We start from the raw sequence: 25,409 nt of genomic DNA, 5'->3' as shown, positions 1-25,409 counted from the left end.
ACAGTAATCTGCGGGCCTGAAAAGCGCCGGATTGGTGGATCACTCAGATCGCCGTGCGGCGCTCGACGGCGCCGGCTGAAGGACACTGGATGCTGAAAGGCCGACTGCCACAGCTCAAAGCGACCGGACGCCGGGCCATGGCCGCGGCGCCCATGGCTGTGGCTGCGACCCTGGCGGTCATGGGCGTGGCCATGTCGGCCAGCTCCAGTCCCCGGCCCGACATCGACCGCACCGCCGAGGCCGTGGCCCGCGCCACCGGGGGCGATCTGACCCCGCGCGGCCTGCAGGCCGTCCTGGCGCGCCTGGACGCCGCGCAGTTGTTCGTGGCGCGTCGCCATGATCCGGCGCTGAACCTGCCCGAGCTTTATGATCTGACGCCGGGGTGGGAGAGCCTGACCCTGGGCGGCAAGCCGTCGCTGGATCAGGGGATGTCGGGCATCGCCGCCCAGCAGTTGAACGCGGCCACGCCCGTCGCTTTCGGGGCGCTTCAGCCCGCCGTCCCCTTCGACCTGCGTCCCGCCACCGAGGCCGACCGCCGGCGCGCCCTGCGCTGCCTGACCCAGGCGGTCTATTACGAGGCCGCGCTGGAGCCGACCGACGGACAGGAGGGCGTGGCCCAGGTGGTGCTGAACCGGGTGCGCGATCCCAACTATCCCCGCACGGTCTGCGGCGTCGTCTATCAGGGTGCGGAGCGGACTACGGGTTGCCAGTTCAGCTTCACCTGCGACGGGTCGCTGAGCCGCGCGCCGATCGGCTGGGCCTGGGACCGCGCCGCGCGGGTGGCCGAGCGGGCTCTGTCCGGCCAGGTGGCCAAGCGCGTGGGCACGGCGACGCACTATCACGCCGACTACGTCCACCCCTGGTGGTCGCCGACCCTGGCCAAGATCACCCAGGTCGGGGCGCACATCTTCTATCGCTGGAAGGGCTCTCCGGGAGAAAGCGCCGCCTTCACCGACAGGTCCTCGGGCCGCGAGCCGGTCATCGACGAGGCCCGCTTCGCCCAGCCGCGCGTGCTGCTGGCCGCCGTCGACAGCGTCGAGGCGGCCATGGCCACCGGCGCGACGGGGATGAAGACGGTCGAGATCGACGGCCACACCCGCGTCGTCGGCGTCGCCAGCCTGGGCGGCCGCCGCCAGGCCAGCCGCGAAGAGATCGCCGCCATCAACGAACGGCTGAAGGCCTATGAAACCGGCCCCGTCGCGCCAGTCGCCCTGCCGTCCGGCGTCACCGCCATGGCGGTCGAGGAAGTCGGCAAGCCAGGGGCGTGAACTGAGCGGTGGAGCGTGATGCCCTGACCCCTGAACAACTCGCGGGGGACCGCGCTAGATCGGGCGCCGGTCCCCGATTTCGGTCAGCCAGGCGCTGAGGAGATCGTGCCGGATCGGGCCGTCCGACATCACGATGTCACGCTCCACCTCGGGGGCGCAGACGTCCGAGGGCGGATACCCGTAGCGTTCGCGAAACAGGCGGTTGAAATGACTCTGTGACATGAAGCCGTAGGTCCAGGCGATGTCGGCGATCGTCGGCTTCAGGCCCTGGCGGCGTCGCAGCGCGGCTCTGGCATGATGCAGGCGCCGGTCCTGGATATAGCGCTTCACCCCGCCTGCGCCGTCGAACGACCGGTAGAGGGTCGCTCGCGATACGCCCGCCGCGGCGGCGACAGCGTCGACGTCGATGCCGATTTCCGGGGTGGTCAGGCGAAGTTCAATATAGTCGACGGCGGCGCGGCGCACTGTGCCTTGCAAGGCCGCCAGCTCTGGCCCGCCGATGGGCGTCTCAATGCCGGCGATCCGCCCCGCGATCAGGAGCAGGGCCTGGATGGCCGTATCCAGCGCCGCGTCCGGCAGGTGTTCGGCCTCGTCGGCCAGGACGCGCATGTGGCGGCCTACCAGCCGGACCCCAGGCGAATTCGGCGGCAGGGCCAGGCCGTGCAGGTCCGGCGCCAGCAGCGGCGGCGGGGCCAGGTTGCGCGGAATCATGAGGGTAATCACATCAACTGAATCGAGCCGCGAGGACGAGACCCGACCCATGTCGCGAAACTGCAAGGCGCCGGGTTCGGCCCTGACGCTGCGGCCGTCACAGTCGCCGACGGTGGCCGAGCGGTTGAGGAGCAGGTTCAGGCCGTCAAGATTTGAGCGCCTCAGCATGGCGCCGCTGCGGCTCAGGGTCTGACGCACCGAGCGTCCCTCGCCGATCCCGCCTACGGCGCTCAGCGTGGTTCGGGTGCGGTTGAAGAAATGGGCGCGGTCGTGCGCGCTGATCCCCGAGACCTCATAGAGGTCGGCCATCCCGATCAGATAGCGCTCCAGGGCGTCGGGCAGTGTCGACGTTGAAACGTCCCAGGCGATGGTGCGGGATTGGGTCAACAGAACTCCTGAAGGCGGCGGCCCCCTTGTTCGGGCGATATCCTCATTGGCCGTCAAATCGTCGCTTGTGAACCGTCAGGCGCGGGCCAGTCCGGAGGGAAGTCGCCGTGCAACCAAGGGCGCGGCCAAGGTCTGTGCGTTAGCCTGTGCATCTCACACATTGAGATGGCCGGGCGTTCCGTGTCGAGCGGCAGGCTGGCACCGGAAGGCGGGGCCTGTCGGGAGGTCCCGCCTGGGTGAGGCCAAATGCGAAACGTCTTTATTTCGGCGCTGGGATGGGCCGTTGTCATGGGATTGGCGCTGCCGGCGGCGGCTCAAAACCTTGTAACGAACCCGAGCTTCGAGAGTCCTGTCCTGTCGGTGGCTCAGATACAGCAGGACAGTATTCCTGCATGGACGGGCGCCGTCGCCGACGGCAACAATTACGGCGCCTTCAACAACCCCGCGCATATCGCCGCGAAAGACGGCGCCAATGTCGCTTTCGTCAACCTGGTCGCCGGCGCCACTGAGGGCCTTGTTCAGAGGGTGGCGACTGTGGCGGTCGGAGAGACCTATGACGCCAGCGCCTGGTTCGGCAGGCGCAATGGCAGCCCGCAGAGCGCCGTGGTCCTGGAATTATGGATTGGCGGCCTGGTCGTCGGGGGCAATGTCGTGGGCGGGACCAGGGTGGCTTCTGTCGCCCCCACGACGATAGAAGGCGGCTGGGTCCGGGGCGCGGTCAGCTATGCGGCCTTGCCGGGGGACGTCGGACAAGAACTGCGGGTCCGACTGGCCGCCACGAGCGGGCCCGGCGCACAGGCCAATTTCGATCATGTCAGCGTTACAAGACGGTTCGCAGCCCCGGTCCCCGCCTTGTCCCAGTCGACGATGCTCCTGTTGGGGGTGATGCTCGCAGCCGGGACCGCGCTGATCATCCATAGGCGCCGGGCAGGGTGATCAGCGGAACCTGAGCCCTGCCCGCACCGGGCGCAGGCAGGCCTCCGTCCGGGCAGGGGGATCATCTCCCTCCCCTTGGCGGGGAGGGAGTGTTCTAGAGGCCTACCAGGCGCCGATCTTCTCGGCTTCGGCGTGGCTGATGGGGTGGTGGGCGGCCTTGTGGTCTTCTTCGGCGAGGAAGCGGGCGGCTTCCAGCGCGGCCATGCAGCCCATGCCGGCGGCGGTGACGGCCTGGCGATAGACGTCGTCGGTGACGTCGCCGGCGGCGTAGACGCCTTCGATATGGGTCGAGGCCGTGCCCGGCTTGACCCGCAGATAGCCGCCCGCGCTGATTTCCAGCTGGCCGGCGAACAGTTCGGACGAGGGGGCGTGGCCGATGGCGATGAAGACGCCATCGGCGGGGATTTCCGAAAGGTCGCCGGTCTTGACGTTCTTCAGGCGGACGCCGGTGACGTTGCGGGCCACGCCGTCGACGACACCCAGGATTTCATCGACGGCCACGTCCCAGACCACGTCGATCTTGGGATGGGCGAACAGGCGGTCCTGCAGGATCTTCTCGGCGCGGAACTCGTTCTTGCGGTGGATCACGGTGACCTTTTCCGCGAAATTGGTCAGGAACAGCGCCTCTTCGACGGCGGTGTTGCCGCCGCCGACGACCACGACCTGCTTGCCGCGATAGAAGAAGCCGTCGCAGGTGGCGCAGGCCGAGACGCCGAAGCCCTGGTATTGGGCCTCAGACTCCAGACCCAGCCACTTGGCCTGGGCGCCGGTCGAGATGATGACGGTTTCGGCCAGAAGTTCCGTCCCCGAGTCCAGCGTCAGGCGGAAGGGGCGCTGGGACAGGTCGGCCTTGACCACGATGTCGTGGATGACCTCCGTGCCGACGTGCTCGGCCTGCTTCTGCATCTGCTCCATCAGCCAGGGACCCTGGATGACGTCGGCGAAGCCGGGATAGTTCTCGACATCCGTGGTGATGGTCAGCTGGCCGCCGGGCTGCAGACCGGCGATGACCACCGGATTCAGCGAGGCGCGGGCGGCATAGATGGCGGCGGTCCAACCAGCGGGACCGGAGCCGATGACGGCGAGGCGGACAGTACGGGGCGTGCTCATGCCCCTATTTAAGGGCTGATTCCCTCGAGCGCGATGCTCGCTTGCTGTTTCAGGCGAGGGATTTGACGGCGATAACGGACAGCAGCGCGGTCCTGATGTCGATCGGCATCGGCGCAATCCCGCATCCGAGGCGGACGGCGACGACGGCGTCTAGCGCCGCGAAGCCGCCCGATGGTCTGCACGAACCGCGCAGCGGGCGGATGGCTGCGGTCTAGACGGCCGCGCCGGCGTGGGCGGAGCCACGCTGGCGGAGGCGGAGGGCTCGATCAGGCAAGGGCCTTGTTGTCGGCCTCCGACGAACGCGTCGACCGCAGACGTTCCAGGGTATCAGCGACGTTCGCTAGAAAGGATCGACGACGCTCCGCCGCCTCGGCGGGGTCAGCGCCCTGGCGCACCACGCGGCCGTTGAACAGAGCGGCCTCCTCTCGAATACGCGCAACCAGGGCGGACAGATGTCCCTTGCCCTTGCGCTGGTCCATCACCTGAGCGTGCGCGCCAGCGTCGCGAACGCGCCGCGCCACCGCTTCATCCACATCCAGTCCCATCTCGGCTCGGCCAGCCATCTGGCTAAAGTCATGCGCGTAGAGACGAATGAAGTTTTCTTCGATCAAGTCGGATGTCCTCTAATGGCGGCGGTCGAGCCGGGGGAGAATCAAGGCGCAGCCGATCAGCCGGCGTCTCCGCCGACGGCATTCGGGCTGAAATCCTGTGTTCTAGCCCTTCATATGGGTACGACGACGCCTTGGCGCCACCTCGTCGCCCGAGGGGCGGGGCCTGTCGGCCATTCGAGCGCGACATGGTCCTGTGTTTCGGCCAGCGGGACGACGACTAGCGCGTCTCCAAGGCCTCCAGCACGGCGCGCGCGGCCCGTTCGGTCTCATTCAACGCGGCATAGCTCCACGGCGTCAGCGTCCCGTCGAAGGGGCGGGCCGCGCCGTGGGCCTCCAGATCAGCGTGCAGGCGGGCGAACTTGCCGGGGGGCTTCAGCGCGACCATGGGCAGGACGTGGACCGGCTTGCCGGTCGAGGCGGCCTCGGCGGCCATGTTGGCGCTGTCTTCGGTGACCAGGATGTGGTCGGCGGCGTCCAGCATGGCGAACAGGGGATTGGCGCCGGTCCCGTCCCAGATCCAGCCGGGCAGGGCCGACAGTCGTTCCGTCATGACCGCTTTCGCCGCCTCGGGCGTGCGGCGCGAGAAGGTCAGCAGCAGGGAGCCGCCCGCCGCCTGAACCGAGGCCCTGATGCGGTCGGCCAGTGCGGCGGCGTGGGCTTCGGGCAGGTCGAAGGCCTTGGACTTGCCGCCGATCATGACGGCGACGCGCGGATGCGGCAGGGCGTCGATGCGCGCGGCGAAGGCGGCCGCGGCCTCGGCCAGAGTCTGTGCGGTGATGCGGTGGGGACTGCCGACGATCTCGAAGACATTGTCGCCCGACAGGCCGTCATGGGCCGGGGCGACGATCAGGTCATAGGCCTTGTTGCGCCAGCGCGGGTCCTGGGTCTGGACCACGAAGGTCTTGCCGCCGCTCCAGTCGCGGGCCTTGGCCGACAGGGGCAGGGTGGCGCGGCCGGCGGCGATCCACAGGTCGGGCCAGTCGGTCACGGCGCGCGGATCGAACGACCCCGGCGCCAGCATGGCGGGGCTCTTCAGCCCGGAGGGCCAGCGGTCGAAGGCGGGGCGCCAGCGGACGTGCTGGATGGCGATGTCGGCGGGCGTCAGCCGCCGGACGGCCTCGGCCAAGCCCAGGGCCTGGTTCTCGATCCCGGCGCGGCCGTCGGAGACGACCCAGATGGCCAGCGGCGAAGAAGGGGGAGGGGTCAAGGCGTCTCGGTCGGGCGGACCCAGCACAGGGCCTCGATCTTGTTGCCGTCCGGATCGCGCAGGAAGGCGGCGTAATAGCCGGGGGCGTATTCGGGGCGGAAGCCCGGCGCGCCGTCGTTGAAGCCGCCGACGGCGAGGCCCGCGGCGTGGAAGCGTTCGACCGCTTCGGGGCTGTCGGCGTTCAGGCAGATGTGGACGCCGTTGCCGCTAACGGCGTCATGGCCGTCGTGCGGGTGGGTGGCCCAGAATTCAGGAAAGGCGCGGCCCCAGGCCACGCCCGCCCTGTGTTCCATGACCCGACGCGCCCCCAGCGGCTGCATCACCGCGTCATAGAAGCGCGCGGCGCGGCTCAGGTCCGACACGCCGACCGAGACGTGCGACACCAAAGGCGAACGCGTCTCGGTCGGATCGGTCATCGGCTTATTTCCACTCGACCTTGAGGATCTCATAGGCCTTCACGCCGCCGGGCGTGTTGACCTCGACCACGTCGCCGATCTCTTTCGAAATCAGGGCGCGGGCGATCGGCGAGGCGATGGAGATCTTGCCCAGTTTCACGTCGGCTTCGTGTTCGCCGACGATCTGATAGACGCCTTCTTCCTCGGTGTCCTCGTCCACGAAGGTGACCGTGGCGCCGAACTTGACCTGGTTGCCCGACAGCTTGGACACGTCGATCACCTGGGCGCGCGACAGCTTGTCCTCGATGTCGGCGATCGAGCCTTCGATCCAGCCCTGGCGTTCCTTGGCGGCGTGATACTCGGCGTTTTCAGACAGGTCGCCGTGTTCGCGCGCCTCCGAGATGGCCGCAATCACGCTCGGCCGTTCGACCTGCTTCAATTGCTTCAACTGCTCGTCGAGGACACGGTAGCCCTCGGCCGTCATCGGCACTTTTTCCATTGTGTCGTGAGTTTCTTGTTTCGCCCTGAGACTAATGAGAGACGTTAATCGGCACAGACGCGATCACGGGGCGCGCGTGATCGGGGCCGAGAGACTAGGGCGCCCTTGGGCTAAACTCAAGAGCTGTGCGGGAGCGACGGTCGTGCCTCCTGTGGATCGGCCTCACGGACCGGGCTGGATCGAGCCGGCTTGCCGGCGTCCGATGTTGCGATCGCGGGCTCGACGCAGGGCCGTCCAGGCGATGAAGACCAGGGCGGCCACGGCCAGCAGCATGAACAGGTCGGAGAGCAGGTCCAGGCCCGCCGCCATGAAGGCGATGACCAGACAGACGGCGGCGGCCAGGGCGGCGACCAAGGGGATGAGGGACAGGCGCATGGGGGGCTAAACGCCGTCGCCGGGTCGGGGTTGCGGGCTCGCGAAGCCGTGATCGAGGAACGCCGAGATCAGGCGTAGGCATACTCTCCGCCCCGCTCCAGCGCGCGTTTCCAGGCCGGGCGGGCGTGGATCGCCTTCAGGAACAGGGCGATGTTGGGATAGGCCGACAGGTCGATGGCCCGGCTGGCGGCGGCCTCCAGCGGGAAGCTCATTATGATGTCGGCGGCGCTGAAATGCAGGCCGGCGAACCAGCCGGTGGCGGCCAGTTCGGCCTCCTGCCAATCGGCATGGGCCTTGAGCTGAGGGTCGATGAAGCCGGCCTGGGCCTTGGACGCTATGCCGTTGACGAGGGGGCGGACCAGGGCGGGCGCGCGCTTGGGCAGTTGCGCGAAGACCAGCTTCAGCAGCAAGGGCGGCATGGCCGAGCCCTCGGCGTAATGCAGCCAGTAGGTGAAGCGCCGCCCGTCCGCCGTGCCGCGCGCCGGACGCAGCCGCCCCTCGGGATCATGAGCGTCCAGCAGGTATTCGACGATGGCCCCCGTCTCGGCCACGCGGATGTCGCCGTCGTCCAGCACCGGCGACTTGCCCAGGGGATGAACCGCCTTCAGTTCGGGCGGGGCAAGCATGGTGGCCGGGTCTCGCTCATAGCGTTTGATCTCATAGGGCAGGCCCAACTCCTCCAGCAGCCAGAGGACGCGCTGCGAGCGAGAGTTGTTCAGGTGATGGACGACGATCATGGCGGTCCCTCGGGTCCTGGATTCAGGTTTTCGGCATCAGGGCTTCGGCGGCCAGGACCGAGCCCTCGACCCCCAGGGTGACGGCCGGTTCGGGCGTGATGCGGAACAGGGGCGAGTGGTGGCCGGGAGCCTTGTCCACCTGATCGGCGGGGGTGCCGCCGACCTGGAAATAGACGCCCTTCACCCCGCTGTCGGGGGTGACGAAATAGGCGAAGTCCTCGGCGCCCATGCTCGTGCGAGGCTTGTCGATCAGGATGTCCTCGCCCAGACCGGCGACGAAGGCGGCCCGCACGCGGGTGGCGGTGGCGGCGTCGTTGACGGTCGGCGGGGTGTTCTCCAGCGCCGAACGGGTCACGGTCGGCAGCTTGTCCTCGGGCACGCCGAGCGCAAGCGCCGTGTTCTTCGTGATCCGGTCGATGCCGTCCAGCAGCTGCGCCCGGACCTCGGGGCTGTCGGCGCGCACCGTCAGTTGCATGGCCACCCGGTCGGAGATGATGTTGTGCTTGATGCCGCCGTGGATGGCGCCGACGGTGACGACAGCCCCTTCCAGGGGGCTGGTCTCGCGGCTGCGCAGGGATTGCAGCGACACCACGATCTGCGAGGCCACCAGCACCGGATCGACGCCCAGATGCGGCGAGGCGCCGTGGGTTCCCACGCCGTGCACGGTGATGTCCACGCTGTCCGAACTGGACGAAGAGATGCCCAGCGGCGCCTCGATCTTGCCGGTCGGCGTGTCGGCCGAGACGTGGAAGGCCAGGGCGTAGTCCGGCTTGGGAAAGCGGGTGTAGAGGCCGTCGCTGACCATGGCCCGGGCGCCGAAGATGCGCTCCTCCGCCGGCTGGGCGATCAGGACCAGGGTGCCGGACCAGTTGGCCTTGCGCGCCGCCAGCTGGCGGGCGGTGCCGACCAGGGCGGTGATGTGCACGTCGTGACCGCAGGCGTGCATGACCGGCTTCTCGACCCCGTCCGAGTCGACCTGACGCACGGTCGAGGCGTTGGCGAGGCCGGAGTTCTCGGCCAGAGGCAGGCCGTCCATGTCGGCGCGGATCATGACCGTGGGGCCAGCGCCGTTCTTCAGCACCGCGACCACGCCCGTGCCGCCGACGCCGGTGGTGACCTCATAGCCCAGCGCGCGCAGCTCCTGCGCCATGCGGGCCGAGGTCTGGACCTCCAGGCCCGACAGTTCGGGGTTGCGGTGGAAATGGTCGAACAGGGCGGCGAGGTTGGCGTCGTAGTCCGCCTTGACCGCCGCCTTCAGCCCGGCGTCCTGCGCCGCCACCGGTGCGGCGCCCGCCGCCAGAACCGCCGCCAAGGCAGCCGTGATCGTCAGTCGTTTCATGTCATCCCCTTGATCCCTGGGGCGAGCTTATGCCTTTCACGAGGGACGGCAAGCGTCGTGATCGCGCTCTCTAGGCGGCGAGGGCGGGCACAATGACGAAGGCGGCGGCGGTCAGAAGCGCCAGCACATAGAGGCTGAGCAAGAGGCCCAACTGGGTGCGGAACGGCTCCTTGCGGGTCTTGTGGCGCAGGATGTGTTGACCCATCCAGGCCCCCAGGCCGCCGTAGAGGACCGCCAACAGCAGCGCGCTCTCGGAGATGCGCCAGTCGCCGTTCTGTGCCGCCGTCTTGTCGAGCCAGAACAGCAGGAAGGCGATCAGGTTTCCGGCCAGCAGAAGCAGCAGGGTCAGGTCGATCATCGACAGGGGCATGGCGTCGCTCAGGCTTTGATGACGCAGAGTGCCGCAGCGATCGCTGAAAAAGGGTTTCCACCCGCTCATCCCGGCGGACGCCGGGATCCAGTCCTTTGGCTTTGAGGCTCAGAGGACGGGACCGTGAGCGGGGCTCTTACTGGATCCCGGCGTCCGCCGGGATGAGCGGGAGGAGAGGGGGCCCACGAAAAAGCCCCCGGCGTCGGAACGCCGGGGGCTGTGTCAGACCTGGGCCGGGGCTCAGTTGTAGGACTGCACCGGGCGGACATCCAGTTCGCCGGCGCGGATGGCGGCGATGCCTTGCGCGGCGGCCAGCGAGCCGGCGGCGGTGGTGTAGTAGGGGATCTTCATCATCAGGGCCGTGCGGCGGATGGAGAAGCTGTCGGCCAGGGCCTGCTTGCCGTCGGTGGTGTTGAAGACCAGCTGGATCTCGCCGTTCTTCATGGCGTCGACGATGTTGGGACGGCCTTCCAGCACCTTCTTGACCAGACCGACCTCGACGCCTTCCGACTTGAGATAGTCGTGGGTGCCGGAGGTGGCGACGACCGAGAAGCCCTGGGCCAGCAGCGACTTCACCGCTTCCAGAATGAAGGGCTTGTCGGCGTCCTTGACCGAGACGAAGGCGCAGCCTTCGGTCGGCAGGACGGTGCCGCCGCCGATCTGCGACTTGGCGAAGGCGCGGGCGAAGGCGGGGGCCAGATCGGCCTCGCCTTCACGCTTCCAGTCCAGGCCCATGACCTCGCCGGTCGAGCGCATTTCCGGGCCCAGGATGGTGTCGACGCCAGCAAAGCGGGCGAAGGGGAAGACGGCTTCCTTGACCGCGATATGCTGCAGTTCGCGATCCACCAGGCCAAAGGAGGCCAGCTTCTCGCCGGCCATGACCTTGGCGGCGATGGCGGCGATGGGCTGGCCGATGGTCTTGGCCACGAAGGGCGCCGTGCGGCTGGCGCGCGGGTTCACTTCCAGGACGAAGATGCGCGGTTCGGCGCTGTGCGGTTCCTCGATGGCGAACTGCACGTTCATCAGGCCGCGCACCTTCAGGGCCTTGGCCATGGCGGTGGTCTGGCGCTTCAGCTCGGCCACGATCTCGGGACGCAGCGAGAAGGGCGGCATGGAGCAGGCGCTGTCGCCCGAGTGGACGCCGGCTTCCTCGATGTGTTCCAGCACGCCGGCGACGAAGACGGTCTCGTCGTCGCACAGGGCGTCGACGTCCACCTCGGTGGCGCGGTTCAGGTAGTGGTCGATCAGGACGGGGTCGCTGCCCGAGACGCGCATGGCCTCATGGACGTAACGGTCCAGCTGTTCACGGTCGTGGACGATCATCATGCCGCGGCCGCCCAGGACGTAGGAGGGGCGGAGCACGACGGGATAGCCGACTTCCTCGGCCTTCTGCGCGGCTTCCTCGGCCGAGCGGGCCAGGCCGTTCGGCGGCTGCATCAGGCCGATGGCCTGCAGCATCTGCTGGAAGCGTTCGCGGTCCTCGGCCAGGTCGATGGAGTCGACGGATGTGCCCAGGATCGGCACGCCGTCTTCCTGCAGGGCGTGGGCCAGCTTCAGCGGGGTCTGGCCGCCGAACTGCACGACCACGCCGATCAGGTCGCCCTTGGAGCGTTCGACGTCGATCAGCTCCAGCACGTCCTCTTCGGTCAGAGGCTCGAAATAGAGGCGGTCCGAGGTGTCGTAGTCGGTCGAGACGGTCTCGGGGTTGCAGTTGACCATGATCGACTCGACGCCGATGTCGGCGAAGGCGAAGGCCGCGTGGCAGCAGCAGTAGTCGAACTCGATGCCCTGACCGATCCGGTTGGGACCGCCGCCGAGGATGATGGCCTTCTTCTTGTCCGACGGATCGGCTTCGCACTCGGGGACCTGGCCCAGGGCGCCGGTCTCATAGGTCGAATACATATAGGCGGTGGCCGAGGCGAACTCGGCGGCGCAGGTGTCGATACGCTTGAACACGGGGCGGACCTTCAGGCCGCGACGGGCGGCGCGCACGGCGACTTCAGTCGTGCCGGTCAGGTCCGCCAGACGGGCGTCGGAGAAGCCCTTGGCCTTGAGCTTGCGGAAGTCGATCTCGGTCGTGGGCAGGCCCTGGACGCGGACATGGCCCTCGGTGCGGATCAGATCGGCGATCTGGCGCAGGAACCAGGGTTCGTAGGAACAGGCCGCGTTGACCTCTTCCACCGTCAGGCCGTGGCGGAAGGCCTGGGCGATGACGCGGATGCGGTCGGGGGTCGGCTTGCCCAGGGCGCGGATGACGGCGGCGCGGGCGCCGGCATCGTCGTCGGCGTCGGCGACGCCCTTGATCTCGATGTCGTCAAAGCCGTTCAGGCCGGTTTCCAGACCGCGCAGAGCCTTCTGCATGGATTCCTGGAAGGTGCGGCCGATGGCCATGACCTCGCCGACCGACTTCATGGCCGTGGTCAGGTGCGGCTCCGAGCCCGGATACTTCTCGAAGGCGAAGCGCGGGATCTTGGTGACCACATAGTCGATCGACGGCTCGAAGCTGGCCGGCGTCACCATGGTGATGTCGTTGGTCAGTTCGTCCAGCGTATAGCCGACGGCCAGTTTGGCGGCGATCTTGGCGATGGGGAAGCCGGTGGCCTTGGAGGCCAGGGCCGAGGAGCGCGACACGCGCGGGTTCATCTCGATGACGACCATGCGGCCGTCGGCCGGGTTGATCGCCCACTGGACGTTGGAGCCGCCGGTCTCGACGCCGATCTCGCGCAGGACGTTGATCGAACCCGTCCGCATCAGCTGGTATTCTTTGTCGGTCAGCGTCAGGGCCGGGGCCACGGTGATCGAGTCGCCCGTGTGGACGCCCATCGGGTCGATGTTCTCGATCGAGCAGATGATGATGCAGTTGTCCGCCGTGTCGCGGACGACCTCCATCTCGTATTCCTTCCAGCCCAGGACCGACTCTTCGATCAGGACCTCGGTGGTCGGCGACAGGTCGAGGCCGCGCTCCACGATCTCGTGGAACTCCTCGATGTTGTAGGCGATGCCGCCGCCGGTGCCGGCCAGGGTGAAGGACGGGCGGATGATGGCCGGCAGGCCGACGAAGGCCAGGGCGTCGTCGGCTTCTTCAATGTGGTGGACGGCGCGCGAGCGGGGGCTTTCCAGACCCAGCTTGTCCATGGCGTCGCGGAACTTCTGACGGTCCTCGGCCTTGTCGATGACCTCGGCCTTGGCGCCGATCATCTCGACGCCGTATTTCGCCAGCGCGCCCGAGGCGTTCAGGGCCAGGGCCGTGTTCAGCGCGGTCTGGCCGCCCATGGTGGGCAGCAGGGCGTCGGGCCGCTCCTTGGCGATGATCTTCTCGACGATCTCGGGCGTGATCGGCTCGATGTAGGTGGCGTCGGCCACCTCAGGATCGGTCATGATGGTGGCGGGGTTCGAGTTGACCAGGATGACCCGGTAGCCCTCGGCCTTCAGCGCCTTGCAGGCCTGAACGCCGGAATAGTCGAACTCACACGCCTGGCCGATGACGATCGGGCCGGCGCCGATGATCAGGATGGACTGGATGTCTGTGCGCTTGGGCATCGGCTGCTACTCAGTTCGTCACGACCGCACACTCCCAGCCGTCGTAGTCGAGCTGGAAGGCCGCGGCCCAGGATTGCATCATGGCCGACACCGGCGAAAACGACGCCTCGTCGACCGCTATGGTCGTCTCCAGGACGGTCATGTCGTCCTGGCCCCGTGTCAGAAACCCGGCGCGGCGGGCCACCTCGTTGAGGTCGCCGTGGTCGCCTTCGCCATAGAAGTAGAACAGCGTATGGCGCGGGGTGATCCCGCTGTCGCCCTGCTCGGCCAGAGCAGCGCGCACCATAGCATCCTTTTCCTCATGACTGGTCAGCGGCGGGCTCCACGCGCGCGAAGAAACCGGACGCAGGGCGAGGCCCGCGACCGATCCGTTCTGGTTGTCGGTTAAGCGGCCCGTTTAGAGATGCGGGGGCGGGGGGGCAAGGCCTAGATTCAGTCCGCGCGGTCGATCGCGGCGATCCAGTCTGGCAGTTCGCCGATGCGGCTGAGCGAGACGTAGCGGGGGTGATTTTCCGGCGCGTCGGCCAGTTCGTGGGCCCAGGTGATCTCGTAGGGGATGTGGCAGGCGAAGGCCCCGGCCTCCAGCGCGGGCAGGACGTCGGACTTCATCGAGTTGCCGGCCATGACGGCCTCGGCGGCGCCGGTGCCATGGCGCGCGAAGACGCGCTCATAGGTCGAGCGGTCCTTTTCCGAGACGATCTCGACGGCGGCGAACAGGTCGCCCAGGCCCGAGGCGGCCAGCTTGCGCTCCTGATCCATCAGGTCGCCCTTGGTGATCAGCACCAGGCGGTAGGTCTCGGACAGTTCGGCCAGGACCTCGTCGACGCCGGGCAGGGTCTCGACCGGATGGGACAGCATCTCGCGGCCGGCGGCCAGAATCTCGCGGATGACGTGGGGCGGGGCGGCGCCGTCGCACAGCTCCATCGCCGTCTCCAGCATCGACAGGGTGAAGCCCTTCACGCCGTAGCCATAGAGACGCAGGTTGCGGCGCTCGACCTCGGCCAGACGCCCCATCATCACCGGCTCGTCGGCGTGATCGGCCAGCAGGTCCACGAACCGCTTCTGGCTGAGGCGGAAGATGGTCTCGTTGTGCCAGAGGGTGTCGTCGGCATCGAGGCCGACCGTGGTGATGGTCATGGGGGCTCCAGAATCTTCGGCGGGGCCTTTAGCACGGCTCCTCAAAATCCGCTCATCCCGGCGGACGCCGGGACCCAGTGAGAGCCTCGTCCTCGACGGCGGAATAGAGCGCCGTGAAGGCCGCTCGCCGTGCGTGCAGCCAAAGGACTGGATCCCGGCGTCCGCCGGGATGAGCGGGAGAGGGTTTGGAATCTTGAGGGCGACGGGTGCGACATTTCAGTCTATGCGGCGAACATGACCCAGACGGAAATCCTGCCCGACCCGCCGCACCGCATCGGATGGGCGCTCGCCGCCCTGGTGGTGGCCGGGAACATGATCGGGTCGGGGGTCTATCTGTTGCCGGCGACCCTGGCGCCGACGGGCAGTTCGAGCATCATCGGTTGGCTGATCTGCGGCGTGGGGGCGGTGACCCTGGCGCTGGTGTTCGGCGGTCTGGGCCGGATGCAGCCGGACGCCGACGGCCTGTCGGACTTCACCCGGCGCGGCATGGGCCGGTTCATCGGCTACCAGACGGGCGTGGCCTACTGGGCCGCCTGCCTGGCCGGGAACGTGGCGCTGGCGGTGGCGGGGACCGGCTATCTGGCCTTCTTCATTCCCGCGCTGAAGGAGCCGCTGTGGGCGGCGGTCAGCAATCTGGCGCTGATCTGGCTGACGACGGCGGCCTATGCCTCGGGGGCCAAGACCGCCGCGCGGTTCGGCGCGATCACGCTCGGCCTGGGCCTGATCCCCATCATCCTGGCCATCATCGCCGGGGCCATGGCCTTCAGCGGCGATACCTTCGCGGCCTCGTGGAGCCCGGGCGACCAGCCGCTGCTGAAGACGGTCCCGGCCTCGCTGGCCATCATCTTCTGGGCCTTCCTGGGCGTCGAAAGCGCCGCCGCCCTGTCCAGCCTGGTCAAGAACCCGGCCGTCGACGTGGGTCGCGCCTCGCTGGGCGGCGTCGCCCTCGCCTTCATCGTCTATGTCGCCGCCAGCATCGCTGTCTTCGGCGTCATTCCCGCCGACGTCCTAGTCCATTCGACCAGCCCCTACGCCGATCTGGTGGCGCGGGTGATGGGCTCGTCCGTGGCGGGACTGGTCGCGGCCTGCGCCGTCATCAAGGTGCTGGGCACCATCGCCGGCTGGACCATGCTGGCGGGCGAGACCTCGCGCGGCGCGGCCGAGGCCGGCTGGATGCCGCGCTGGTTCGGCGGCGCGCAGAAGGGCAAGACGCCCCTCAGCAATCCGATCCTGAACTGCGTCATCATGAGCGTCATGGTCATCGCCAGCACCCAGCCGACGCTGGGCCAGCAGTTCGGCGTCCTGATCGGCGCCACCTCGGTGCTGACGCTCTGCCTCTACGCCCTGTGCTCGATCACGCTGTGGAAGCTGACCAGGGCGCCCGGCTGGCGCGCCATGGCCGTGATCGGCGTAGTCTTCTCGGTCTTTGCGGTCGCGGCGGCGGCGGGCGGCTACATCCTGCCCAGCGTCGGATTCTTCGCCCTGACCAGCCTGGCGTGGCTCTGGGTGCGAAAAGGGCGCGGGGGACGTGTTGACCCGGCCCCTGCATCTCTTTAGTCACGCCGCCGTTTGCCCGCCCGTATTCACTGTTAGGAGCCTGCGCCATGACGACCCAGATTCTGTCCGGCGCCACTGGCGTCCTCGCGCTCGCTGACGGCACCATCCTGCAGGGGATCGGCGTCGGCGCCGTCGGCACGGCGCTCGGCGAGGTGGTCTTCAACACCGCCATGACGGGCTATCAGGAAATCCTGACCGACCCCTCCTACATGAGCCAGATCCTGGCCTTCACCTTCCCCCACGTCGGCAACGTCGGCGTGAACGTCGAGGACGTGGAGCAGATCGGCGACGGCGCGGGGACCTCGGCGCGCGGCGCGATCTTCCGCGACGCCCCGACTGATCCGGCCAACTGGCGCTCGGGAGGCGACCTCGACAGCTGGATGAAGCGCCGCGGCGTGGTCGGCCTGTCGGGCGTCGACACCCGCGCCCTGACCAAGCTGATCCGCGACAAGGGCGCGCCCCACGCGGTCATCGCCCACCACCCGGACGGCCAGTTCGACCTCGACGCCCTGGTGGCTCAGGCCAAGGCCTGGACCGGCCTGGTCGGTCTGGACCTGGCGAAAGAAGCCTCGACGACGCAGGCCTTCGACTGGAACGAGGGCGTCTGGGAATGGCCCGCGGGCTATCCCAAGGTGGACGCGACCGACAAGTCGGTGGTGGTCATGGACTTCGGCGTGAAGCGCAACATCCTGCGCGCCCTGGCCTCGACCGGCGTCAAGATCACTGTGGTGCCGGCGACGACCTCGGCCGAGGCCATCCTGGCCCGCAATCCCGACGGCGTGGTCCTGTCGAACGGTCCGGGCGATCCGGCCGCGACCGGCGTCTATGCCGTGCCGGAAATCAAGAAGCTGGTCGCCAGCGGCAAGCCCCTGATGGGCATCTGCCTGGGCCACCAGATGCTGGCCATCGCCCTGGGCGCCAAGACCCTGAAGATGGATCAGGGCCACCACGGCGCCAACCACCCGGTCAAGGACCTGACCACGGGCAAGGTCGAGATCGTGTCGATGAACCACGAGTTCTCGGTGGACCGGGACAGCCTGCCGGACGCCGTGGAGGAAACCCACGTCTCCCTGTTCGACGGCACCAACTGCGGCATTGCGCTGAAGGGCAAGCCGGTCTTCAGTGTCCAGCACCATCCTGAAGCTTCTCCCGGGCCGACGGACAGCCTGTATCTGTTCAACCGCTTCGCGGACTTCATGAGGTCGTAATGTCGGCACCTGCGGCGAAGTCGGCGTATCTGGGCTGGCTCGCCGCGGCGATGCTGGACGGGCGAGGGAAATCTGCGCCTGCGGCGGCGACGGACGACCTGATCCTGGGCTACGCCACCGGCTATGACGCCGCCGACGTGGCGCCGTTCGTGCGGTCGCTGCGCGCGGTGTTCCATGGGCCGGTGGTTCTGGTCGTGGATCAGGACCCGCCGCTGCTGGCCTTCCTGGCCGAGAACCGCATCGAGGCCGTGGCCCCGTCGACGGTCGAGACCTGGTCGCCGCACCCGGTGGTGGCGCGCTTCGCCGCCTTTGACCGGCTGATGAGCGAGCGGCCCGAGGCGCGCAACGTCCTGTTGACCGACGTGCGCGACGTGGTGTTCCAGGCCGCGCCGTTCGAGCCGCAGCCCCAGGGGCTGGAGTTCTTCAACGAGTACGCCGACGGCGTCCTGGCCGACCACGCCTTCAACATGAAATATCTGCGCGGGGTCGGCGGCGAGGCTGTCGCCCGCGCCCTGGCCGACAAGCCCTGCGTCTGCGTCGGCACGGTGATGGGGCCGCGCGAGGCCATGATGCGCTTCTGCCGGACCCTGCTGATGCTGGCCGCCGTGCCGCGCTCGGAGATCGGCGGCGCGTTCGGGGCCGATCAGGCCGCCTGCAACATCGCCGTGCATCTGGGCCTGATCGAGGGCGAGATCGCGTCCAACTACGGTCGCGTGGCGACGTTGGGTCTGACGCCGAGCGAGAATCTGCGCGTGACGGACGGCCAAATCGTCAACCCCGACGGCAGCGTCAGCCCCGTCGTCCATCAGCACGACCGGCATCCTATCCTGGCGGCGGCCATGCATGACCGCTGGGGCGGCGGGATGGAGCATCGCGAGCGCCGCCGCCCGAAATCCTCGGCCGAGCGTCGGCGCAAGCTGCGCGATTCGCTGATGCGGCGTCTGCCGGAACTGCGCTAGGTCCCCGACCTCGTCAGGGCAGGACGGCCAGGGCGGCCTCGTGGCGCAGGTCCGCCGCCTTCCTGACCGCCATCGGCGCGGCGGAGATCCAGTAGGCGGCGTCCTCGGATCGACGGGCCAGCTTGCGCTCCAGCCCGCGACGACGACGCGCGGCGGCGTTGTCGAGCAGGCGCGCGTGCAGGGCGCGGGGCGTCAGGAACGGAATGGCGGGGGAGCCGGGGACGGCGACGGCGTCGGGGTCTTGGGGCTCCACCGCCGGACGGGCGATGGCGATGAACATCAAGAGCTTCCTTGAAGCGAATCAACCCACAGGCTGTGGATAATCATGGTGTCGCGCGTGAATTCGTCCGCATTCAGTCGAGCGCGCGCCCGAACCGGCCTTTTTGGTTAACCAAAACCTAACGCGGAAGAGCTGCCCGGCGTGGAAGTAGGTCAGCGCGGAAAGCCTGCTTCGAGTTGCTCCAGGTGCGAAGCCCAGGCCGCTCGTCCGGTTGCGGTCAGGCGGACGCGGGTCCGGGGGCGACGACCGAGAAAACCCTTCTCCAGCCGCACATAGTCGGCGGCCTCCAGTCGATACAGCTGGGAGGACAGGGCGTTGTTCGGAATGTCGAGCGCCTGGGCCAGTTCGGTGAAGTCGCCGTCTCCATCGGCGGACAGATAGGCCATGACGCCCGCCCTTGTCCGATGCGCCAGTAGAGGATCGACGTGGGGACTTCCCATTGTCGTCATCGCTTGCGGATCAGCAGAACGGCGGGAACGAAGGCCAGGCCGATCAGGCAGGCGCACATGATCGGCAGGGCGAGGATAGACTGGCCGACCCCGGCCAGGGCGACGGCTGCGCTGAAACTGCCGACCGCGATCAGCAGCAGCCAGCGTCTGTCACTGGTTATCGCCGTGACCCACCAGGCGCTGCCCCACAGCACGAGAAGGATCGGGCCGATAAATTGCGCGGTGTGCACCGCGTCGGTGGAGGGTTCGCCGCGGGTAAACAATCTCAAGGCTGCGATGATCGCGACCAGAGCGATGAAGCTGGCCGACCACGTCGCCGAAGCAGCGCGGTTGAGGCGCGCGCGGTTCGGGCCGATCATCCGCCAGGCCGTCCAGACCAGAGCGGTCAGAAAGGCGAGGTGGGCCGCGATGAAAACCCATGAGCCGAGGAAATCGGAAATGGGACCCAAAGTCTTTCCGGGTTGCGGCGCGCCTTCGATCAGGAAGGCGAGGAGGACTGCAAGAAGTCCGAAGCCATAGGCCCCGCCGAACACGGCCATCAACAGCAGGAAGGGCGCCGGCTCGCCGCGACCGGCGACGGCGAGGCGTTTCAGATAGGCCAGGTCTGCGGCGGCGCTGGCGGGCGGCGTATCGGACATGAGCAGGTCTCTCGGTTGCCAAATAGGTGTATGACTACTTTTAATTATAAAGTAGTCGAGTCAAGCCCCCTCGCGTCACGCCTCGGCGGAGGCTAAGGATGGGGCGTGCGTTTCGATGACCGTTTCCTTGAAGAACTGAAGGCGCGCCTTCGGCCGTCCGACGTGATCGGGCGGACGGTGAAGCTCAAGCGCCAGGGACGCGAGTATGTGGGCCTCAGCCCCTTCTCGAAGGAGCGGTCGCCGTCGTTTTTCGTCAACGACGACAAGGGCTTCTTCCACGACTTCTCATCTGGCAAGCACGGCGACATCATCAGCTTCCTGCAGGAGACCGAGCGGCTCAGCTTCGTCGAGGCGGTGCAGCGGCTGGCGGGCGAGGCGGGGATGCAACTGCCCGCCGAGGACCCGCAGGCGGCCGAGCGCGAGGCGAAGAAGCAGGGCCTGACCGACTGGATGGACCTGGCCCAGAAATGGTTCGCCGCCAATCTGCGCCGCTCGGTCGGCAAGGCGGCGCGCGAATATCTGGAAAAGCGCGGCCTGCCCGAGGATCAGTGGGAGCGCTTCGGCCTGGGCTATGCCCCCAACGACCGCGAGGGGCTGAAGGCGGCTCTGGTCCAGCGCGGCGCGCGGCCGGGCGATCTGGTCGAGGCCGGGATGCTGATCTCGCCGGAAAGCGGCGGCCAGCCCTATGACCGGTTCCGCGACCGGCTGATGTTCCCCATCCTGGACGCGCGCGGGCGGATCGTCAGCTTCGGCGGCCGGGCCATGAACCCCGACGACCGGGCCAAGTATCTGAACGGGCCGGAAAGCCCGCTGTTTCACAAGGGCGCCACCCTCTACGGCCTGCCCGAGGCGCGGCGGATACTGGGGGCCGAGAGCCGCGGCGAGCAGGGGATCATCGTCGTCGAAGGCTATATGGACGTCATCGCCTGCCAGCGCGCGGGCCTGCCGGCCGTGGCGCCCATGGGCACGGCCCTGACCGAGGAACAGATGGAGCGGCTGTGGCGGGTCTCGGCCGAGCCGGTGCTGTGCTTTGACGGGGACGCGGCGGGGCTGCGGGCGGCCTACCGCTCGATCGAGCGGTCGCTGCCCTTGCTGAAGTCGGGGCGGTCCTTCCGCTTCGCCCTGCTGGACGCGGGCCAGGACCCGGACGACATCCTGCGCGACAAGGGGGCGCCGGCGCTGCGCCACGCGCTGAGCGACACCCGGCCCTTCGTCGAGGTTCTGTTCCGCCGCGAGGCCGAGGCCGAGCCGCTGGACACGCCCGAACGCAAGGCGGGGCTGAAGGGGCGGCTGCGTCAGGCGGCCGGCGCCATTCAGGACAAGGACCTGGCCGAACAATACCGCCGCGATCTGTTCGACCGCTTCGACGCCCTGTTCCCGCGGCAGCAGCCACAGCAACAGCAGCAGAGGTCGCAGCAGGGCGGTCCCGGCGGGCGCTGGCGGGGTCCGCCGCCCAAGCTGGGCCAGACGAGCGAGGGCGCTCAGGCCATGCAGGCTCTGTTCCGCTCCATCGAGCCGGTGGCGGCCGCCCTGGCCCACGGCGCGGTCGAGGATCCCGAGCGGATGGACGATCATCTGGAGGCCCTCGCCCGGCACGGATTCGGCGATCCGGCGCTGGACGGACTGGCGCAGGAACTGGTTCGGTTGCGGTTTTCGGGCCAGAGCCTTGACTCTGCCGCGATCCGACGCCATCTGGCCCACTCGGGTCATGATGCCTTGATGCACGAGGTCGAGAAGGCGGCGGCAAAGTCCGGCGCGCCATTCCTGGCTGCAGACAAGCCCCTCGGCGAGGCGAGGGCCCGGTGGTCGCAGGCGTTCGACGCTCTGACCCGCGTAGCGGCGTTGGAGCAGGCGCTGGCGTCAGCAAAGTCGGAGGCCCACAAGGCGTTCGACAACTCGGCCTTCACCCTGGTGAAAGCCGAGCGCGATGCTTTGCGACGGGCCATCAAGACCGGAACGATTTGGGAAGACGCCGAAGGTTCGTAACCAACGAACTTGTCGGGCGTTGTATTTTTGCCAGGGGGCCTGATCACCCCTGCTGGCCGGAGACAGACTGAATGAGCGCGCAGACCGAGACGCAGGATACCGAAGCCAATTCCGACGGGCCCCTGCTCGATCTGACGGACGCCGGCGTCAAGAAATTCATCAAGCAGGCCAAGGCGCGCGGCTATGTCACGATGGAGGAGCTGAACAAGGTCCTCCCCAGCGAAGAAGTGACGCCGGACGCCATCGAAGACACCCTGGCCATGCTGTCGGAGATGGGCGTCAACGTCGTCGAGGCCGAGGAAGACGCCGCCGACGCGCAGGGCACCGAAGTGGCCGCCGCCGCCGAGACCTCGGTCGCCGAGGCCCCGGCCAAGGCCGCCTATGACCGCACCGACGACCCCGTGCGCATGTATCTGCGCGAAATGGGTTCGGTCGAACTGCTGAGCCGCGAGGGCGAAATCGCCATCGCCAAGCGGATCGAAGCCGGCCGCGACGCCATGATCTCGGGTCTGTGCGAAAGCGCCCTGACCTTCGAGGCCATCATGGTCTGGCGCGAGGAACTGGCCAACAACCGCATCCTGCTGCGCGAAGTGATCGACCTGGACGCCACCTACGGCATCCTCAATCCCTCGTCCCTGCCGCACAACCAGCCCCCGGCCGGCGAGGCCCCCGCGCCCGGCGCCGAGAAGCCCGAGGGCGAAGGCGAGGATGACGACGAGGATGACTTCGACGACGGCGGCGGCATGTCGATCTCGGCGCTGGAAGCCGAGCTGCGCGACGGCGTCATGGAAGTGCTGGACGCGATCGCGGCCGACTTCGGCGGCTTCCGCAAGCTGCAGGACAAGCTGGTCGAGGCCCGTCTGAAGGGCGAGGTGCTCAGCGCCAAGGACCACAAGTCCTATGAGACCCTGACGCGGACGATCTCGGATCGTCTGAAGACGATGAAGCTGAACAACAACCGCATCGAGGCCCTGGTCGAGCAGCTTTACGCGATCAACAAGCGCCTGATCGGCCTGGAAGGCCGTCTGCTGCGCCTGGCCGACAGCTACGGCATTTCGCGTCCCGAATTCCTCAAGGCCTACTTCGGCTCGGAGTTGGACCCGAACTGGTCGGAACGCGTCAAGGAAATGGGCGTGCGCTGGACCAAGTTCAGCGACAATGAAGCGGCCCAGATCGCCCAGATCCGCGGCGACGTCGCTGCCGTGGCGACCGAGGCCGGCCTGCCGATCGACGACTATCGCCGCATCGTCCAGACGGTCCAGAAGGGCGAGCGCGAAGCCCGTCAGGCCAAGAAGGAAATGGTCGAGGCCAACCTGCGCCTCGTCATCTCCATCGCCAAGAAATACACCAACCGCGGCCTGCAGTTCCTGGACCTGATCCAGGAGGGCAACATCGGTCTGATGAAGGCGGTCGACAAGTTCGAGTACCGCCGCGGCTACAAGTTCTCGACCTACGCCACCTGGTGGATCCGTCAGGCCATCACCCGCTCGATCGCGGACCAGGCGCGGACCATCCGCATCCCGGTGCACATGATCGAGACGATCAACAAGATCGTCCGCACCAGCCGCCAGATGCTGCACGAGATCGGCCGCGAGCCGACCCCGGAAGAGCTGGCCGAAAAGCTGGCCATGCCGCTGGAGAAGGTGCGCAAGGTCCTGAAGATCGCCAAGGAGCCGATCTCGCTGGAAACCCCCATCGGCGACGAGGAAGACTCGCACCTGGGCGACTTCATCGAGGACAAGAACGCCATCCTGCCGATCGACGCCGCGATCCAGTCGAACCTGCGCGAAACCACGACCCGCGTGCTGGCCTCGCTGACCCCGCGTGAGGAGCGGGTCCTGCGGATGCGTTTCGGCATCGGCATGAACACCGACCACACCCTGGAAGAAGTCGGCCAGCAGTTCAGCGTGACCCGCGAACGCATCCGTCAGATCGAGGCCAAGGCCCTGCGCAAGCTGAAGCATCCGTCGCGGTCGCGGAAACTGCGGTCCTTCCTGGACAGCTGATCCACGAACAACAAAGGGCGGCTCGCAAGAGCCGCCCTTTTTTCGTTTTGGTGATCCGCAGGTTTTTCTTTCGTCATTCTCCGGCAAGCCGCGCAGCGGCGCCGACCGGGGAACCCAGCGGCGCCCGCGAGGGCGAAAACTCCACGCGCGACGCCTGGGGTGAAGATCGCCTTCGGCGCCGCTGGGTCCCCCGGTCTCGCTACGCTCGCCGGAGGATGACGGAAACAAGAGGCCTCCTCCCCCGCTTCGCAGGGGAGGATTGAGGGGGCTCAGTTCTGGAACACCGTCTCGAAGCCGCCCCACATCATGCGCTTGCCGTCGAAGGGCATGTCCATGTCGGCGAAGGCGGGGTCCTTCTCCATCTTGGCCCAGGCGTCGTCGGCGGTCTTCTTGTCCGGCCAGGTCAGCCAGGAGAAGACCACGACCTCGCCGTCCTCGCGCTTCACCGCCATGGGGAAGCTGGTGACCTTGCCCTCCGGCACGTCGACGCCCCAGTTTTCGACATGGGACAGGGCGCCGTAGCCCTTGAACAGCGGCCAGGCCTTACGGGCGGACTCGATATAGCGCTCCTTGTTTTCGGTCTTCACCGGGGTCAGGAAGCCAGTGACATAGCTCATCTTGGTTTCTCCTTCGGAGGTTGGCCCCTATCGCTCGCCGCGCGGCGGCTCGCTGCTTGAGGGGCGGGGGTGGATAGTCGGGATGGGCGGCGGAACGTGTCTTGGTCGAAAGCGACAGGTCAGGCGGCTTAGCTTCGTCGGCTACGCAATCTTGTCAGCAGCGGCTTCCAGGGCCGCGATATTGATCTTCTTCATCGTCATCATGGCCTCGAAGGCGGCCTTGGCGCGGGCGGGGTTGGGGTCGTCGTAGAAGGCCATCAGGCGGCGCGGGGTGATCTGCCAGTTGACGCCCCAGCGATCCTTGCACCAGCCACACTGGCTTTCCTGACCGCCATTGCCGACGATGGCGTCCCACAGGCGGTCGGTCTCGGCCTGATCATCGGTCATGATCATGAAGGAGACGGCTTCGGTCTGCGGGAAGATCGGCCCGCCGTTCAGGCCCACATAGCGCCTTCCCGCCAAGGTGAAGTCGACCACCAGTTCGGCCCCCGCAGGGGATGAGGGGTTGTCCGAGGGGCTGGCGACGACGCGGTCGATACGGCTGTCGGGCAGGCCCAGCGAGACGTAGAATTCGGCCGCCTTCTTCGCCTGGCCCAGGTCGTACCAGATGCAGGGAATGATCTTGTCGGCCATGGCTCAACCGCCTCCCATCTGGGCGCTAAAGGCCTCGGGGCCCTGGGCCGCGGCCTCCGGGTCCATCCACATGACTTCCCAGATGTGGCCGTCCGGGTCGGCGTAGCTGCGGCCGTACATGAAGCCGTAGTCCTGAGTGGCGTTGGGATCGGCCTGACCGCCCGCTTTGGCGGCGCGTTCGACCACGGCGTCCACCGCCTCGCGGCTGTCCTCGGACACGCAGATCAGCACCTGGGCGGTCTTGTGCGCGTCGGGAATGGCGCGGTCGGTGAAGCTGGAGAACTTCTCGTGGGTCAGCAGCATGGCGTGGATGGTGTCCGAGAACACCAGGCAGGCGGCGGTCTCGTCCGAGAACAGGGGGTTTTTCGTCGCGCCCACGGCTTCATAGAAGGCGACGGAGCGGGGCAGGTCGGCGACGGGCAGGTTGATGAAAATCATCTTCATGGCGGTCCTC

The 25,409-nt window shown here is 67.7% G+C and carries 26 protein-coding genes; 7 read left to right on the top strand and 19 right to left on the bottom strand.

The genetic code is table 11. The features are described 5' to 3' along the window. Positions 1-137 precede the first annotated feature (137 nt). Positions 138-1,268 (top strand): cell wall hydrolase, encoded by a 1,131-nt coding sequence (locus AB4Y68_RS03425; protein WP_441454108.1) that lies wholly within the window; start codon positions 138-140, stop codon positions 1,266-1,268. A gap of 54 nt (positions 1,269-1,322) precedes the next feature. On the opposite strand, the gene AB4Y68_RS03420 is transcribed toward AB4Y68_RS03425, so the two are convergent. Continuing rightward, entirely contained in the window at positions 1,323-2,366 is a 1,044-nt protein-coding gene (locus AB4Y68_RS03420) for an AraC family transcriptional regulator (RefSeq protein WP_441454107.1), read from the bottom strand. 246 nt (positions 2,367-2,612) lie between these two features. On the opposite strand from AB4Y68_RS03420, the gene AB4Y68_RS03415 reads away from it, so the two are divergent. Next, positions 2,613-3,302: a hypothetical protein gene (locus AB4Y68_RS03415; RefSeq protein WP_441454106.1), complete on the top strand. Its 690-nt coding sequence runs from the start codon at positions 2,613-2,615 to the stop codon at positions 3,300-3,302. A 102-nt stretch (positions 3,303-3,404) separates the two neighbouring features. On the opposite strand, the gene trxB is transcribed toward AB4Y68_RS03415, so the two are convergent. From trxB to AB4Y68_RS03355, 12 genes are all read right to left on the bottom strand, one after another. After that, the gene (gene trxB / locus AB4Y68_RS03410; RefSeq protein WP_441454105.1) at positions 3,405-4,412 is read right to left on the bottom strand and encodes a thioredoxin-disulfide reductase; all 1,008 of its coding nucleotides are present in this window, start codon (positions 4,410-4,412) and stop codon (positions 3,405-3,407) included. Positions 4,413-4,678: 266 nt separating this feature from the next. Then, positions 4,679-5,023, bottom strand: coding sequence for a hypothetical protein (locus AB4Y68_RS03405; protein WP_441454104.1), 345 nt, complete (start codon positions 5,021-5,023; stop codon positions 4,679-4,681). 217 nt (positions 5,024-5,240) lie between these two features. Next, positions 5,241-6,230 (bottom strand): mitochondrial fission ELM1 family protein, encoded by a 990-nt coding sequence (locus AB4Y68_RS03400; protein WP_441454103.1) that lies wholly within the window; start codon positions 6,228-6,230, stop codon positions 5,241-5,243. Further along, the gene (locus tag AB4Y68_RS03395) at positions 6,227-6,646 is read right to left on the bottom strand and encodes a VOC family protein (protein WP_441454101.1); all 420 of its coding nucleotides are present in this window, start codon (positions 6,644-6,646) and stop codon (positions 6,227-6,229) included. Before AB4Y68_RS03395 ends, AB4Y68_RS03400 begins: the two co-directional genes overlap by 4 nt. Positions 6,647-6,650: 4 nt before the next feature. Beyond that, a complete protein-coding gene (greA, locus tag AB4Y68_RS03390) occupies positions 6,651-7,124 on the bottom strand; it encodes a transcription elongation factor GreA (RefSeq protein WP_441454099.1) in 474 nt (157 codons plus the stop codon). Positions 7,125-7,286: 162 nt separating this feature from the next. Beyond that, positions 7,287-7,499: a hypothetical protein gene (locus AB4Y68_RS03385; protein WP_441454097.1), complete on the bottom strand. Its 213-nt coding sequence runs from the start codon at positions 7,497-7,499 to the stop codon at positions 7,287-7,289. Positions 7,500-7,567: 68 nt separating this feature from the next. Then, entirely contained in the window at positions 7,568-8,236 is a 669-nt protein-coding gene (locus tag AB4Y68_RS03380; RefSeq protein ID WP_441454095.1) for a glutathione S-transferase, read from the bottom strand. A gap of 22 nt (positions 8,237-8,258) precedes the next feature. Further along, positions 8,259-9,575 carry an amidohydrolase gene (locus AB4Y68_RS03375; protein ID WP_441454093.1) on the bottom strand — a complete coding sequence of 439 codons (1,317 nt, stop codon included), beginning with the start codon at positions 9,573-9,575 and terminating at the stop codon, positions 8,259-8,261. Between the two features lie 70 nt (positions 9,576-9,645). After that, positions 9,646-9,945, bottom strand: a complete 300-nt coding sequence (locus tag AB4Y68_RS03370; protein WP_441454091.1) for a DUF1294 domain-containing protein — start codon at positions 9,943-9,945, stop codon at positions 9,646-9,648. A 240-nt stretch (positions 9,946-10,185) separates the two neighbouring features. Continuing rightward, positions 10,186-13,485 (bottom strand): carbamoyl-phosphate synthase large subunit, encoded by a 3,300-nt coding sequence (gene carB / locus AB4Y68_RS03365; protein WP_441454089.1) that lies wholly within the window; start codon positions 13,483-13,485, stop codon positions 10,186-10,188. 10 nt (positions 13,486-13,495) lie between these two features. Then, positions 13,496-13,771 (bottom strand): hypothetical protein, encoded by a 276-nt coding sequence (locus AB4Y68_RS03360; protein WP_292034250.1) that lies wholly within the window; start codon positions 13,769-13,771, stop codon positions 13,496-13,498. Between the two features lie 146 nt (positions 13,772-13,917). Further along, positions 13,918-14,622 carry an HAD family hydrolase gene (locus AB4Y68_RS03355; protein ID WP_441454087.1) on the bottom strand — a complete coding sequence of 235 codons (705 nt, stop codon included), beginning with the start codon at positions 14,620-14,622 and terminating at the stop codon, positions 13,918-13,920. A gap of 234 nt (positions 14,623-14,856) precedes the next feature. On the opposite strand from AB4Y68_RS03355, the gene AB4Y68_RS03350 reads away from it, so the two are divergent. Genes AB4Y68_RS03350 through AB4Y68_RS03340 form a run of 3 tightly spaced genes read left to right on the top strand, consistent with a single transcriptional unit; the run spans position 14,857 to position 18,346 of the window. Next, complete coding sequence (locus AB4Y68_RS03350) at positions 14,857-16,179, top strand: amino acid permease (protein ID WP_441454085.1); 1,323 nt, start codon at positions 14,857-14,859, stop codon at positions 16,177-16,179. A 47-nt stretch (positions 16,180-16,226) separates the two neighbouring features. Continuing rightward, positions 16,227-17,387 carry a glutamine-hydrolyzing carbamoyl-phosphate synthase small subunit gene (carA, locus tag AB4Y68_RS03345; protein WP_441454083.1) on the top strand — a complete coding sequence of 387 codons (1,161 nt, stop codon included), beginning with the start codon at positions 16,227-16,229 and terminating at the stop codon, positions 17,385-17,387. Further along, positions 17,387-18,346, top strand: coding sequence for a hypothetical protein (locus tag AB4Y68_RS03340; protein WP_441454081.1), 960 nt, complete (start codon positions 17,387-17,389; stop codon positions 18,344-18,346). The genes carA and AB4Y68_RS03340 overlap by 1 nt, the downstream gene beginning before the upstream one ends. A gap of 13 nt (positions 18,347-18,359) precedes the next feature. Here the strand turns inward: AB4Y68_RS03340 and AB4Y68_RS03335 are convergent, their stop codons facing one another. The 3 genes from AB4Y68_RS03335 to AB4Y68_RS03325 all read right to left on the bottom strand — a co-directional run bounded on the left by AB4Y68_RS03335 (position 18,360) and on the right by AB4Y68_RS03325 (position 19,713). Continuing rightward, positions 18,360-18,626: a hypothetical protein gene (locus tag AB4Y68_RS03335; protein WP_441454079.1), complete on the bottom strand. Its 267-nt coding sequence runs from the start codon at positions 18,624-18,626 to the stop codon at positions 18,360-18,362. A gap of 152 nt (positions 18,627-18,778) precedes the next feature. Next, positions 18,779-19,012 (bottom strand): transcriptional regulator, encoded by a 234-nt coding sequence (locus AB4Y68_RS03330; RefSeq protein ID WP_441454078.1) that lies wholly within the window; start codon positions 19,010-19,012, stop codon positions 18,779-18,781. A 59-nt stretch (positions 19,013-19,071) separates the two neighbouring features. Continuing rightward, on the bottom strand, positions 19,072-19,713 hold the full coding sequence (locus AB4Y68_RS03325; protein ID WP_441454076.1) for a hypothetical protein: 642 nt from the start codon (positions 19,711-19,713) through the stop codon (positions 19,072-19,074). 105 nt (positions 19,714-19,818) lie between these two features. Between AB4Y68_RS03325 and dnaG the strand changes: the two genes are divergently transcribed. After that, the gene (dnaG, locus tag AB4Y68_RS03320) at positions 19,819-21,699 is read left to right on the top strand and encodes a DNA primase (RefSeq protein ID WP_441454074.1); all 1,881 of its coding nucleotides are present in this window, start codon (positions 19,819-19,821) and stop codon (positions 21,697-21,699) included. A 71-nt stretch (positions 21,700-21,770) separates the two neighbouring features. Beyond that, a complete protein-coding gene (gene rpoD, locus AB4Y68_RS03315) occupies positions 21,771-23,705 on the top strand; it encodes an RNA polymerase sigma factor RpoD (RefSeq protein ID WP_441454073.1) in 1,935 nt (644 codons plus the stop codon). Between the two features lie 269 nt (positions 23,706-23,974). Here the strand turns inward: rpoD and AB4Y68_RS03310 are convergent, their stop codons facing one another. The 3 genes from AB4Y68_RS03310 to AB4Y68_RS03300 form a co-directional block, all read right to left on the bottom strand. Continuing rightward, positions 23,975-24,322, bottom strand: a complete 348-nt coding sequence (locus AB4Y68_RS03310; protein ID WP_441454072.1) for a DUF1428 domain-containing protein — start codon at positions 24,320-24,322, stop codon at positions 23,975-23,977. A 141-nt stretch (positions 24,323-24,463) separates the two neighbouring features. Next, the gene (locus AB4Y68_RS03305) at positions 24,464-24,955 is read right to left on the bottom strand and encodes a VOC family protein (RefSeq protein ID WP_441454070.1); all 492 of its coding nucleotides are present in this window, start codon (positions 24,953-24,955) and stop codon (positions 24,464-24,466) included. 3 nt (positions 24,956-24,958) lie between these two features. Next, on the bottom strand, positions 24,959-25,399 hold the full coding sequence (locus AB4Y68_RS03300) for a VOC family protein (RefSeq protein ID WP_441454069.1): 441 nt from the start codon (positions 25,397-25,399) through the stop codon (positions 24,959-24,961). Positions 25,400-25,409 lie beyond the last annotated feature (10 nt).

The organism is Brevundimonas sp. 2YAF1, assembly GCF_052114745.1.
Classification (GTDB): Bacteria; Pseudomonadota; Alphaproteobacteria; order Caulobacterales; family Caulobacteraceae; genus Brevundimonas.
The sequence above is the reverse complement of the archived record's forward strand: the minus strand, read 5'-3'. Positions and strand labels throughout refer to the sequence as shown.

Bases quoted from the DNA above. Each gene is read 5' to 3' on its own strand.
- AB4Y68_RS03360 (WP_292034250.1), bottom strand. From the start codon at position 13,771: ATGGTGCGCGCTGCTCTGGCCGAGCAGGGCGACAGCGGGATCACCCCG.
- trxB (WP_441454105.1), bottom strand. From the start codon at position 4,412: ATGAGCACGCCCCGTACTGTCCGCCTCGCCGTCATCGGCTCCGGTCCC.
- AB4Y68_RS03375 (WP_441454093.1), bottom strand. From the start codon at position 9,575: ATGAAACGACTGACGATCACGGCTGCCTTGGCGGCGGTTCTGGCGGCG.
- AB4Y68_RS03370 (WP_441454091.1), bottom strand. From the start codon at position 9,945: ATGCCCCTGTCGATGATCGACCTGACCCTGCTGCTTCTGCTGGCCGGA.
- AB4Y68_RS03340 (WP_441454081.1), top strand. From the start codon at position 17,387: ATGTCGGCACCTGCGGCGAAGTCGGCGTATCTGGGCTGGCTCGCCGCG.
- AB4Y68_RS03380 (WP_441454095.1), bottom strand. From the start codon at position 8,236: ATGATCGTCGTCCATCACCTGAACAACTCTCGCTCGCAGCGCGTCCTC.
- AB4Y68_RS03395 (WP_441454101.1), bottom strand. From the start codon at position 6,646: ATGACCGATCCGACCGAGACGCGTTCGCCTTTGGTGTCGCACGTCTCG.
- rpoD (WP_441454073.1), top strand. From the start codon at position 21,771: ATGAGCGCGCAGACCGAGACGCAGGATACCGAAGCCAATTCCGACGGG.
- AB4Y68_RS03325 (WP_441454076.1), bottom strand. From the start codon at position 19,713: ATGTCCGATACGCCGCCCGCCAGCGCCGCCGCAGACCTGGCCTATCTG.
- AB4Y68_RS03300 (WP_441454069.1), bottom strand. From the start codon at position 25,399: ATGAAGATGATTTTCATCAACCTGCCCGTCGCCGACCTGCCCCGCTCC.
- AB4Y68_RS03310 (WP_441454072.1), bottom strand. From the start codon at position 24,322: ATGAGCTATGTCACTGGCTTCCTGACCCCGGTGAAGACCGAAAACAAG.
- AB4Y68_RS03305 (WP_441454070.1), bottom strand. From the start codon at position 24,955: ATGGCCGACAAGATCATTCCCTGCATCTGGTACGACCTGGGCCAGGCG.
- AB4Y68_RS03335 (WP_441454079.1), bottom strand. From the start codon at position 18,626: ATGTTCATCGCCATCGCCCGTCCGGCGGTGGAGCCCCAAGACCCCGAC.
- carB (WP_441454089.1), bottom strand. From the start codon at position 13,485: ATGCCCAAGCGCACAGACATCCAGTCCATCCTGATCATCGGCGCCGGC.
- AB4Y68_RS03355 (WP_441454087.1), bottom strand. From the start codon at position 14,622: ATGACCATCACCACGGTCGGCCTCGATGCCGACGACACCCTCTGGCAC.
- AB4Y68_RS03385 (WP_441454097.1), bottom strand. From the start codon at position 7,499: ATGCGCCTGTCCCTCATCCCCTTGGTCGCCGCCCTGGCCGCCGCCGTC.
- greA (WP_441454099.1), bottom strand. From the start codon at position 7,124: ATGGAAAAAGTGCCGATGACGGCCGAGGGCTACCGTGTCCTCGACGAG.
- AB4Y68_RS03425 (WP_441454108.1), top strand. From the start codon at position 138: ATGGCCGCGGCGCCCATGGCTGTGGCTGCGACCCTGGCGGTCATGGGC.
- AB4Y68_RS03350 (WP_441454085.1), top strand. From the start codon at position 14,857: ATGACCCAGACGGAAATCCTGCCCGACCCGCCGCACCGCATCGGATGG.
- AB4Y68_RS03415 (WP_441454106.1), top strand. From the start codon at position 2,613: ATGCGAAACGTCTTTATTTCGGCGCTGGGATGGGCCGTTGTCATGGGA.
- AB4Y68_RS03330 (WP_441454078.1), bottom strand. From the start codon at position 19,012: ATGGCCTATCTGTCCGCCGATGGAGACGGCGACTTCACCGAACTGGCC.
- carA (WP_441454083.1), top strand. From the start codon at position 16,227: ATGACGACCCAGATTCTGTCCGGCGCCACTGGCGTCCTCGCGCTCGCT.